Origin of the sequence: Phaeobacter sp. HF9A (assembly GCF_011806385.1) — a bacterium.
Taxonomy (GTDB): Bacteria; Pseudomonadota; Alphaproteobacteria; order Rhodobacterales; family Rhodobacteraceae; genus Epibacterium.
On record NZ_JAATOX010000037.1, the window covers coordinates 21,914 to 32,750 of the forward strand.

At 59.7% G+C, this 10,837-nt stretch carries 11 protein-coding genes; 9 read left to right on the top strand and 2 right to left on the bottom strand.

The features are described from left to right. The first annotated feature begins 12 nt into the window (after window positions 1-12). From HCZ87_RS08965 to HCZ87_RS08990, 6 genes are all read left to right on the top strand, one after another. Complete coding sequence (locus HCZ87_RS08965; protein ID WP_167643411.1) at window positions 13-720, top strand: ABC transporter permease; 708 nt, start codon at window positions 13-15, stop codon at window positions 718-720. Further along, window positions 713-1,474, top strand: coding sequence for an ATP-binding cassette domain-containing protein (locus HCZ87_RS08970; protein ID WP_167643412.1), 762 nt, complete (start codon window positions 713-715; stop codon window positions 1,472-1,474). The genes HCZ87_RS08965 and HCZ87_RS08970 overlap by 8 nt, the downstream gene beginning before the upstream one ends. A 23-nt stretch (window positions 1,475-1,497) precedes the next feature. Continuing rightward, window positions 1,498-2,319: a substrate-binding domain-containing protein gene (locus tag HCZ87_RS08975; protein ID WP_167643413.1), complete on the top strand. Its 822-nt coding sequence runs from the start codon at window positions 1,498-1,500 to the stop codon at window positions 2,317-2,319. 48 nt (window positions 2,320-2,367) lie between these two features. Next, a complete protein-coding gene (locus HCZ87_RS08980) occupies window positions 2,368-3,258 on the top strand; it encodes a helix-turn-helix transcriptional regulator (RefSeq protein WP_167643414.1) in 891 nt (296 codons plus the stop codon). A gap of 175 nt (window positions 3,259-3,433) precedes the next feature. Beyond that, window positions 3,434-4,129, top strand: coding sequence for a response regulator transcription factor (locus tag HCZ87_RS08985; RefSeq protein WP_167643415.1), 696 nt, complete (start codon window positions 3,434-3,436; stop codon window positions 4,127-4,129). A gap of 8 nt (window positions 4,130-4,137) precedes the next feature. Further along, window positions 4,138-4,551, top strand: coding sequence for a hypothetical protein (locus HCZ87_RS08990; protein ID WP_254868579.1), 414 nt, complete (start codon window positions 4,138-4,140; stop codon window positions 4,549-4,551). Between the two features lie 144 nt (window positions 4,552-4,695). Here HCZ87_RS08990 and HCZ87_RS08995 read toward each other — a convergent pair whose 3' ends face one another. Then, window positions 4,696-5,541 (bottom strand): flagellin, encoded by an 846-nt coding sequence (locus tag HCZ87_RS08995; RefSeq protein WP_167643416.1) that lies wholly within the window; start codon window positions 5,539-5,541, stop codon window positions 4,696-4,698. A gap of 547 nt (window positions 5,542-6,088) precedes the next feature. On the opposite strand from HCZ87_RS08995, the gene HCZ87_RS09000 reads away from it, so the two are divergent. Then, entirely contained in the window at window positions 6,089-7,081 is a 993-nt protein-coding gene (locus HCZ87_RS09000) for a cytochrome-c peroxidase (protein WP_368484105.1), read from the top strand. A gap of 9 nt (window positions 7,082-7,090) precedes the next feature. Then, complete coding sequence (locus tag HCZ87_RS09005; RefSeq protein ID WP_167643417.1) at window positions 7,091-9,196, top strand: bifunctional diguanylate cyclase/phosphodiesterase; 2,106 nt, start codon at window positions 7,091-7,093, stop codon at window positions 9,194-9,196. A 13-nt stretch (window positions 9,197-9,209) separates the two neighbouring features. On the opposite strand, the gene HCZ87_RS09010 is transcribed toward HCZ87_RS09005, so the two are convergent. Beyond that, a complete protein-coding gene (locus HCZ87_RS09010; RefSeq protein WP_167643418.1) occupies window positions 9,210-10,001 on the bottom strand; it encodes a pyrroline-5-carboxylate reductase in 792 nt (263 codons plus the stop codon). A 204-nt stretch (window positions 10,002-10,205) separates the two neighbouring features. Between HCZ87_RS09010 and HCZ87_RS09015 the strand changes: the two genes are divergently transcribed. Then, window positions 10,206-10,837 (top strand): sulfatase-like hydrolase/transferase (locus tag HCZ87_RS09015; RefSeq protein ID WP_167643419.1); only part of this gene is annotated, 632 nt, incomplete at its 3' end.

Here is a 10,837-nt window from a genome sequence, read left to right on the forward strand (position 1 = left end):
GGAACGGAAATTTTGCAGAATATTGGAGAGGCCTTCTCGCTGGCATTGGCGCTGGTCGCGTCTGGAGACGCCGATCTGTTCGAGATCGTCGGCCTTTCTTTGCAGGTCAGCCTCAGCGCTACCGTTCTTGCGTGCCTTATTGGCCTGCCCATTGGCGCCTTGGTTGCGATCAGCAAATTCCCGGGGCGCGGCGCACTGTTGGTCCTGATGAATGCGCTGATGGGGCTGCCGCCTGTGGTGGTTGGCCTCATGGTCTATTTGAATTTCTCCCGCTCTGGCCCGCTCGGCTTTCTCGGCCTCCTTTATACCCCGACGGCGATGATTGTTGCGCAGACGATCCTGATCGCGCCCATTGTTGCCGCCCTGTCGCGGCAGGTGCTGGAGGATTTGCACGCGGAATATGCCGAGCATTTCCGCTCGCTTTGCCTGAGCCGCATGCAGACCGTCTCTGCCCTGTTGTGGGATGCGCGCTATTCGCTGCTGACCGTGGCGCTGGCCGGATTTGGCCGCGCGGTGGCAGAGGTCGGCGCGGTGATCATCGTGGGCGGCAATATCGACCATCTGACCCGCGTCATGACCACGGCGATCGCGCTTGAAACCTCCAAGGGGGATCTGGCGCTGGCGCTGGCGCTTGGGCTGGTGCTGCTGACCATCGCGCTTGGGGTGAATGCCGCCGTGCAAAGCCTGCGCATGAGCGCCCGGAGGCAGGCCTATGTCTAGCATCGACACTGCTGCATTTCGCCCTGATACAAGCATCGCGCCCGACGGCTATGCCCCGCTTTTGCCGCTACGCGTGCGCGGGCTGCAACTGGGCTTTGACGGCGCGATGGTCTTAAATGGGCTGGATCTGGACCTCGGGCCGCATGGCTGCACCGCAATCATGGGGGCCAATGGTGCCGGCAAGAGCCTGCTGCTGAAATGCCTGCATGGGCTCATCTCCCCCGATGCGGGGCAGATCGACTGGTCGGGCCAATCCCCCACGCAGGCGACCCGGCGTCAGGCGATGGTGTTCCAAAAGCCCGTGCTGTTGCGCCGCAGCGTCGCTGCAAATCTGGATTTTGTGCTCAAGGCGCGCGGCAAATCCCGCCATGGGCGCGACGCCCTGCTGGATCATGTCGGCCTGTTGCACAAGGCCCGCCACCCGGCGCGGCGTCTGTCCGGCGGCGAAGCGCAGCGGCTCGCCCTCGCCCGCGCCCTGGCGACGGATCCCGATATCCTGTTTCTGGACGAGGCCACCGCAAGCCTTGATCCCGCCGCCACCCAAGCCATCGAGACGCTGGTCCGTGATGCCTGTGCGCGCGGCATTCGGGTGATCTGCGTCACCCATGACGCCGGACAGGCGAAACGGATCGCCGATGACATCGTATTTCTGCACGGCGGGCGTGTTTCTGAACACACCCCCGCCAAAACGTTCTTCCCGGAGCCACAGACACAGGCTGCGCGGGACTATTTGAACGGCAGGATCGTCCTCTAACCAAAACCCCAAGGGAGACCTCAATGACCTTCACCCGCACGCTCGGCGCCTCACTCACCGCCCTGGCCTTTGCCACAGCAGCCTTTGCCGACGACTCGTCGATCATCGTTCAATCGACCACATCGACCGCGAATTCCGGCCTCTACGACTATCTGCTGCCGCTGTTTCAGGACAAAAGCGGCATTCAGGTGAATGTGGTGGCCGTCGGCACCGGCCAAGCCATCAAAAACGCGCAGAACTGCGATGGCGACGTGCTTCTGGTACACGCCAAACCCGCGGAAGAAAAATTCGTCGCGGCGGGATTTGGCACGGATCGCACCGACCTGATGTATAATGACTTTGTGATCGTGGGACCGGAGGCAGACCCGGCCGGCGTCGGCGGCATGCATGACGTGCAGGGCGCGCTGACCAAGATCGCCGATGCCGAGGCGCTGTTTGCCTCGCGCGGCGATGATTCCGGCACCAACAAGAAAGAGATCGCGCTCTGGGCCGATACCGGCATCGACCCGGCGGCGGGCTCTGGTGAGTGGTATCGCGAAACCGGCTCTGGCATGGGCGCGACGCTGAACGCGGGCATCGGCATGGGCGCCTATGTGATGACCGACCGCGCCACCTGGATCAGCTTCAAGAACAAGCAGGATTACAAGATCCAGGTCGAAGGCGACGATGATCTGTTCAACCAATATGGCGTGACCCCGGTCAACCCGGCGAAATGCCCTGCCGTCAACGTCGATGGCGCCAAGGCCTTCTCCGATTGGTTGCTCTCGGACGAGGGTCAATCCGCAATTGCGGCCTATAAGGTCAGCGACCAGCAACTGTTCTTCCCCAACGCACCGAAGAACTGATACAGTCGGCGGGGCGGCCATTTGGGGCCGCCCCCAACAGACTGTGCCATGACCAAGCTTGCTTTTCCCGACCACGAGTATCTGACCGTTCCCGAATTGGCGGAGCTTTTGCGCCTGAAAGAGCGCAAGATCTACGACCTTGCGGCCTCGGGTGATGTGCCCTGCTCTCGTGCCACCGGCAAGCTGCTGTTTCCTGCCGCCGAGGTCCGCGCCTGGCTCAATCAGGCCAAATCCGGCGGTGCTGCCATGCCCGAAATTGAGCGCCCGCAAGTCCTGCTCGGCAGCCATGATCCGTTGCTGGATTGGTCGATCCGGCAATCCCGCTCCGGGCTGGCGAGCTATTTCGACGGCTCCATGGATGGGCTGGCTCGCTTCGTGAAGGGCGAAGGCATCGCTGCGGGGCTGCACTTGCATGACAGTAAATCCGGGACATGGAACATCCCCGCCGCGCAACAGCTGGCAGCAGATCAGAACGCCGTGTTGATCCGTTTTGCCAATCGCCAGCGCGGGTTGGTGTTTCCCGACACCGGTCCGGTTCTTTCCACCCTGAGCGATATAGAGGGGCTGCGCTTTGTTCCCCGGCAGCCGGAATCGGGCACGGATCTGCTGTTCCGCGATCTCGCGATGGAGACCGGGCTGGACCTGGACCGGCTGGCCCTCACCGACGTCGCCCGATCAGAGGACGAAGCCGTGGAATGCATGCGCCGGAATGAAGCCGATGTAACCTTTGGGCTGGAAACCGTCGCACGCAGCTATGGGCTGCGCTTCACGCCGCTGGTGGAAGAAGAATTCGCCCTTTTGGTGGATCGGAAAGCCTGGTTTTCGCAGGGCTTTCAGGTGTTCTTGCAGTTCTGCCAGAGCGAAAGCTTTGCCCAACGGGCCGACAGCATGGGCGGCTATGATATCAGCCGCTTGGGCGAGGTGTTGTGGAACGCCTGACCCGAGAATGCCGAGCGTCAAAGCCCCGGCAGCCGCAACCATCGAGGCGCGACGACTCAGCACAATAGATGTGAGAACATCCTCCCATTTGACAAACGCGCAGTTGCGCGCTCATGAATCGGGATAATCCGGTCCAAGCTGGCACAAACCCGACACGGAGCGAAATTTCGCCCAGATGCGCTATTTACTTGTCGAAGACAACGAACACCTGGCCAACGCGGTGGTGGACCGGCTGACGTTGGACGGTCATGTCGTTGATCGCGCCGGCGACCTCGGCACCGCCAAGGATTTTATCGCCACAACGGAATACGACCTGATCTTGCTGGACATCATGTTGCCTGACGGCGACGGGCGGCAGTTCCTGCGTGAACATAGAACGGCGCAACGGGACACGCCGATTATCGTGCTGACCGCGCGATCCGAGGTCTCTGACCGGGTTGGTGTGCTGGACCTTGGCGCGGATGACTACCTCGTCAAACCTTTTGATTTTTTAGAGCTGGAGGCCCGATGCCGCGCTGTTCTGCGCCGCAGAAGCGGCGGCGCCAGCAACCTTCAGCGCTTTGGTGACCTGGCGTTTGACCCGCTCGCCTGCACCCTGACAGTCGGCACGCGCACGGTGCAACTGCGGAATCGCGAGCTGCGCCTGTTTGAGATCTTCATCTGCGCACCAGATCAGGTGTTTTCTAAACCCAAGCTGGTGGATCAACTGTTTTCCTATGATGTCGAGGCCTCTGAGAACGCCATCGAGGTCTATGTGGCCACCCCGAACGGTTCCAGGGCAAGGTTGGCACCTATGACCTTCGCACCTCTGGACTTGGCTATCTGCTTGCAACGCAGGATGCGCGCATCTCTGAAACCTATTGGCGCCTGAGCGAGGTGATGGGCGCCTTTGGCGTCAAACTCTACTGTTGCTCCAACCAGATGATTGATGATGTTGCCTCGGGCGAGCTGACGTTGGCCTATAATGTGATTGGCAGCTATGCGCGCGCCAAGGGCAACCCAAAAGAGGTCATGGTGGTGCTGCCGCAAGATTACACCATCATCATGCTGAGAACCGCCTTTCTCCCCAAAACCAGCGCCGCGTCGGACCTGGCCGGTTTGTTTATTGACCATCTGATTTCTCGGGGTTGGGAGGCCGCACCCGGGGCGATGTCCGTCACCCGGCAAGACGCCTGGACCGAGGAGGGCCAAGCCCTGCGTCGCATTCGAATGGGGCCGGGTTTGCTGGTCTATCTCGACCCGCTCAAGAAAGCGGCCTTCCTGAAGGAATGGAACGATGCCGTTCTGCAATGACCGGCGCGCTCGGGATGCCAGGAGCTGAACGCAGCTCCAGCATGCGGGGAGTTTCTCCGTCGGATCCGACCGAAATCACCGGGGCGCCAAATGAGTTGGGGCGCCAGCGGCGCCCCGAAGTGTGACCTTCCTTGGCTCAGACCATTACTGGAACAGCTGGAGCAGGGCCTGCGGGGCTTCGTTTGCGATCCCCAGCGATTGCACCGCGAGGTCTTGCTGGGTCTGAAGCGCGCTCAGTCGCGCGGAGGCTTCTTCCATATTGGTATCGGTCATTGCCGACACACCCAGGGTCATGGAGTCGACCAGATCGGCAACAAACATGGACTGGTCTTCAATACGTGCAGAGGCGGCACCCAGTTCGGCAGCGCCGGAAATGGCGATCTGAAGAAAGCTCTCAATTTCAGCCAGTGCCGATTCCGCAGTGGTTGTATCGGTGATGGTGGTCAGGCTGGTGCCCAGGTTCAGGTTGCTCTCAAACGCTTGTGCAGCAATGGTGATGTCCACACCGGAAACTGTGCCGCCCGCACCGACGCGATCCAGCGAGGCCAGCACACCCATTTCGGTGGCGGTTCCGTCAATGGTGTCTTTCAACAGGTTGGCACCGTTGAACTGCGCCGCAGAAATGATGGATTCAATCTGGGCAACTTTTGAGTCGATATCTGTCTGGATCTTGGAGTGAGACACGTTCTCGGCCTGGGCGGACACCACCAGCTCTTTGATCTCAACAAGTTTTTCTACAATTTGTTCAGCGCCAGCAGATGCAACGGCAACGGTCGCGTCCCCCATGGAAAGGCCTTCTTCGATGGCTTCAAAACCAGCGATGTCCGATTCCATTGTCTTGGAAATGGCCCAAACGGCCGCATTGTCTTTTGCAGTTTCAATCTTTTTACCGGTCGAAATCGCATTCTGCGTCTCGGTGAGGTTTCGGTTCACAGTCTGCAACGTCTGCAAAGCGACCATTGCACCGTTGTTTGTCAAAATGCTGGACATAGCATGAGTTCCTTTGAGCAAGGAGCACTTTGGCCCCGGTGTATTTCCTAGCCCCTTATGGGGTGTCTCTCTCGTCTTTCTGATCGTGCGGCGCGCTTCAGCTGCCGCAGCAAACTCAATAAGATGCAGGCCAACTTTTGCCGTGATTAAGCTAATGAAGAACTAAAATGTCGGCACATATGTCTAAAATGCGATTCAAATTTAACCGGAGCATCGCTGGCTCGCTCCGCGCAAGGAAGCCAGGCCGCGCGAGCACCCCCTCCCTAAAACATGTCTAAAAACGACAAGGCCATGTGTGGCCTGCATTAACCCAGACCACACAGGCATGAAGATGCGCATCACCCGAAGCACGCAGACCGCACAACGCGCAAGTCATTCGGCGCGACGCCAGAGCCGCGCGGCGTGAAGTGGCCACTTTTAGATGATATTTATCATATTTTTCAGATACATGAGACAACTTCAGAACGCAGTATAAACCGATTTTTCACGCGACAGCGGCAGGGTGCGGAGACTGTGTTTTCACAAGACCTCAACCTGGGACTTGAATGTGCGTGTTTTGACTGCCCTGCTGATTGGCCTTTGCGGAGCCACGCTCGTGGCCGCCGCGAGCTGGCAGGATATCCAGCAGGAATACGCGCGCCCCGCCTATATCGACTTCCCCGAAGGCACGACCTATTCGCCCCAAAAAGCAGCTTTGGGAAAAATGCTTTTCTTTGATGCACGCCTGTCTGGCCCCCAGAATCTGAGTTGCGCGACCTGCCACAACCCCTCTTTCGGCTGGGAATCTCCCACCCCTCGGGCAAAAGGCGCGCGGAATCAGGCGCTCGCGCGTCATACGCCGACGCTTGAGAATCTCGCCGAGGCGACGCATTTCTTTTGGGATGGGCGGGCATCCAGCCTCGAAGAACAAGCGCGTGGCCCCATCACCCATCCGATGGAAATGGGATCCAGCATGGAAGAGGTTGTCGCGCGCCTGAAGCAAATTTCCGGCTATCGGCGATACTTCAGGATTGCCTTCCCTCAGGAAGGGCTGACCCAATCAACGGTGCTCTCGGCACTTGCCACCTATCAGCGGACCCTGCGATCAGGCTGGTCGCCATTTGACGATTGGATCAGCGGTGATGAAGACGCAATCTCGGAAACCGCGAAACGGGGGTTTGACGTTTTTACCGGTGTCGGCAACTGCAACAGCTGCCACACGGGCTGGGCGTTCACCGATCACCAGTTCCACAATATCGGCCTGCTCGGCGAGGACATCGGTCGCGGCGCGTTTGATCCGAACATGCGCTATCGTTTCAAGACCCCCGGGTTGCGCAACATCGCCCTGCGCGCCCCCTATATGCACGACGGAAGCCTGCCGTCCCTGCGCGACGTGATCGAACACTATCGCCACGGTGGCGCATCTCAGGAGGGGGTCAGCAGCGATCTGTCACCGCTGACGGATATGACCGACAATGACATTACCGATCTGATCGCCTTTCTCGACAGTCTGACAGCCTATGAACCGCATGTCTCCGCCCCGTCGCTGCCGGCAAATTGAGGATCGTCCATGTCCATCAAACGTCGCATCCTTGGCCCCATTATTCTGTTGATCCTGATTGGCATTGCCGGGGCCAGCTGGATCACCCTGGCGGCGATCAAAACGCAAAATGCCATTCAGGATGCAAATTTTACAGTGATGCGCACGCTTCGCACCACCGAACGGGCACAGCGTACCCGCAAGGAAGCCGAAGCGCAGCTCCATCGGTTCTTGACCTTCAACATGATCGAACCCCGGGCCAAGATCGCCCAGCGCCATCAAGAGTTTGTCAATGCGTTCAACGCCATTTGGGACGAGCTGAACACTGCGGCAAGCTCTCCGCGGCAAAAGGAGCTGACCGCCAATCTGCGGCACAGCTTCGATCTGTGGAACAAGGAAGCCTCCATCACATTGGGTATTCGTCGTGACAGCGCAATTCCCTCTCATATTCGACTGGGACATCTCGGCCACCGGCTGGAGCTTGCGCTTGTGGCGCTGGAACAAGAGGTCCGCAGCGGCGCAGCCAACGCCAACCGGCTGGCGCGGCAGAATTATGTGCATGAGGTCGCGCTGGTCTTTATTTCCATGGTGGTGATTTTTGTGATCGCCGGCACCGCGTTTATCGGATTTGGCAGCCATCTTGTGACCTCCCTGACGCGCTTGGCAACAGCGATGGAACAGATCCGCAAGGGAGACTATGACACGAAGATCGGAGACCAGGGACGACAGGACGAAGTTGGGCAGATTGCCCGGGGCGTTTTCGCATTTGCAAATACGCTGCGGGATCTGAGCACCGCAAAATCCCGCATCGAGCACCTGGCCCTGCATGACCAGCTGACCAACCTGCCCAACCGTCGCGCGCTCCAGGATCATCTGACCAACTGCCTGGCGGACCAGGACGACAGCATATATCAGACGGCGGTGCTGCATGTGGATCTGGATCGGTTCAAGCAGATCAACGACTTGCTCGGCCATGCGGCGGGGGACGAGATCCTGCGCCATGCTGCCCGCGCCATGCAAGCACAGATTGGCCCCCAGGACATGACCGCGCGGGTCGGAGGCGACGAGTTCGTCATTGTCTTGAGCCATACCACGGACAGCGCCGAGGTTGAGCGCCTGGCCCTGAATGTGATCAGCGCGATTTCTCGCCCCGTCGAAATTTGGGGCGAGTTTGTCAATGTCGGCGCCAGCATCGGCATCGCTTTTGTTTCCGCAAACGAGGAACAGGATCCCGCCCGCATTCTCTCCAACGCCGATATTGCGCTCTATGTGGCCAAAAGTCAGGGCCGCGGTCGGATCTCCTTTTATAACGACGCCACCCGGGCACGGTTTGAAGGCAATATGGCCCTCTTGAAGGATCTGCGCGCCGGGTTGGAGAATGGCGAGATAACCGCCTTTTTCCAACCACAGGTCGACGGCCACACGGGCGAGGTGCTGGGGTTTGAGGCGCTCGCGCGCTGGCATCATCCCGAACGAGGCATGCTGGACCCCGGCGTCTTTATCACATTGGCCTTTGAGCATGGGTTGGGCGACCAGCTGACCGAAACCATCGTCACAGATGCCATCGCCGCCCTGCTGGAGTGGCGCGCACACGGCTTGCCTGCCCCCTGTGTCAGCGTCAATTTCTCGGCCAAACAGCTGCGCGATGGCGGGCTGGTGGAGTATCTCGATGATACGCTGTTTGCCGCCGGGTTGCAGCCAAAGGATATCGCGATCGAAGTTCTGGAAAGCGTTCTGTTTGGAGATGGGGTTGATCCTGCGCTCAACACGATCGCTCGGCTTCAGGAGCGTGGTTACAAGATCGAACTTGATGATTTTGGCACCGGTCATGCCTCGATATCCAACCTGCGCCGCTTCAAGGTCGACGCGGTCAAACTGGATCGCGATTTTGTCTCCGGTGTCGATCAGGACAGCGAACAAGAGATGATCCTGCGCACCTTGATCGACCTTTGCTGCAATCTCGATATCGAATGCCTGGCCGAAGGGGTCGAAACAGACGCCGAAAAGGCCATGCTGCTTTCGCTGGGATGTCACCGTTTTCAAGGCTATGGCGTCGCACGCCCGATGCCCAAAGACGCCATAACCGCCTGGTTGCGAGACCGCGACCAAAGCCTGATCGCCATAAAAGCCGGATGATCGTCGCGCCCCTTCACCCCATGGAGCAGCATTTCGCAACGGAGGCGTCGAGCCCTTCTCCAATCAGCTCTGCAACCTGAGACTGGCGCAAGACCTGCAATCCGGCGGCGGTCGTGCCTGCGTAATCTATCATCTCTTGCACATGGTCGCTGGGGCGCGCGGGCCCCTCCGCCATCATTTGTCCCGCGCCAAGAAACAACTGCCGAACCGCACGATCCGCAACAGCCGGCGCAAGCCCCTTATCCGTGGCGTATTGCACCATGGTTTCGGCAAAGAAGGCAACGAAACCGGGAACCGGGCCTGTCATGGCGGTAAACACATCCAGATGGGCCTCCTCAGTGATCTGATCGGTTTCGCCACAGGCGGCAAACACCCGGTTGGCAAAGGCCCGATCCTCCGCCCCGACCGCATCAGTTGCCACCCAGGGTGAATAGGCCAGCCCCTGCTCTGCGGCGGGGCTGCTCATGGCGCGAATGACGCGGGTTGCACCGCTCTGCGCCGTGATCTGATCCATTGTGATCCCGGCCATGACCGAGAGCACAAGCTTGTCGGCAAGCGACACGTTCAAACTGCCGAAAGCGGCAGGCGGCACGCAGAGAAGCACCACATCACAAGCCGCCACCAAGGCAGCATTGTCGGATGTTGTGGTGATGTCGGCATGGGCCTCGAAACCAGCCAGGCGGCCACTGCGACTGGAGACCCAGAGCCGCTGCTCGGGTATCTCCCCTGCCCGCAATACCGCCCGCAAGATGGCTGCGCCCAACATGCCCGCGCCCCCGATGATCCCGAATACCTGCTGATCCATGATCCTGACTTCCTCTGCCCTTAACCTCAGGCCCAGACTGCGCGCTCCCGGCGCCGCCTGTCGATGCTCAATTGGAACCCCTGGCAAACCGGCGTCTCGTTTTTCATTGCTCCGATGCTCAAGAAGCCGCTAGTCCTTGCGGGACACCTGTCTTTGCCATGTCGAGACGTGGGACGACGGACCGGAAACGAGAAGGAGCACCCAATGGCCTCGCCAAATATTTTGATCTTCATGGTTGACCAGCTGAACGGCACCCTGTTTCCCGACGGCCCGGCGGACTGGCTGCACGCCCCCAATATGAAGGCTCTGGCAGAACGCTCCACCCGGTTCAGGAACTGCTACACCGCCAGCCCGCTCTGCGCGCCTGGGCGCGCGAGCTTCATGTCAGGGCAGCTTCCTTCTGCGACAGGCGTTTACGACAACGCGGCCGAGTTCGCCTCGTCGATCCCAACCTATGCCCACCACCTGCGCCGGGCCGGATATTATACCTGTCTGTCAGGCAAGATGCATTTTGTCGGCCCCGACCAGCTCCACGGGTTTGAAGAGCGGCTGACCACCGACATCTACCCGCCCGATTTCGGCTGGACACCGGACTATCGCAAACCCGGCGAGCGGATCGACTGGTGGTATCACAATATGGGCTCCGTCACCGGCGCTGGCATTGCCGAGATCAGTAACCAGATGGAATTTGACGATGAGGTCGCCTTCCACGCCACGCAGAAGATTTACGATCTGGGTCGCGGCAAGGATGATCGCCCCTGGTGCCTGACGGTGAGCTTCACCCACCCGCATGACCCCTATGTCACCCGGCGCAAATACTGGGATCTCTACGAGGA

Coding starts and splice junctions, on each gene's coding strand:
- HCZ87_RS08985 (WP_167643415.1), top strand. CDS start 3,434: ATGCGCTATTTACTTGTCGAAGACAACGAACACCTGGCCAACGCGGTG.
- HCZ87_RS08990 (WP_254868579.1), top strand. CDS start 4,138: ATGGGCGCCTTTGGCGTCAAACTCTACTGTTGCTCCAACCAGATGATT.
- HCZ87_RS08970 (WP_167643412.1), top strand. CDS start 713: ATGTCTAGCATCGACACTGCTGCATTTCGCCCTGATACAAGCATCGCG.
- HCZ87_RS08975 (WP_167643413.1), top strand. CDS start 1,498: ATGACCTTCACCCGCACGCTCGGCGCCTCACTCACCGCCCTGGCCTTT.
- HCZ87_RS08995 (WP_167643416.1), bottom strand. CDS start 5,541: ATGTCCAGCATTTTGACAAACAACGGTGCAATGGTCGCTTTGCAGACG.
- HCZ87_RS09010 (WP_167643418.1), bottom strand. CDS start 10,001: ATGGATCAGCAGGTATTCGGGATCATCGGGGGCGCGGGCATGTTGGGC.
- HCZ87_RS09005 (WP_167643417.1), top strand. CDS start 7,091: ATGTCCATCAAACGTCGCATCCTTGGCCCCATTATTCTGTTGATCCTG.
- HCZ87_RS08980 (WP_167643414.1), top strand. CDS start 2,368: ATGACCAAGCTTGCTTTTCCCGACCACGAGTATCTGACCGTTCCCGAA.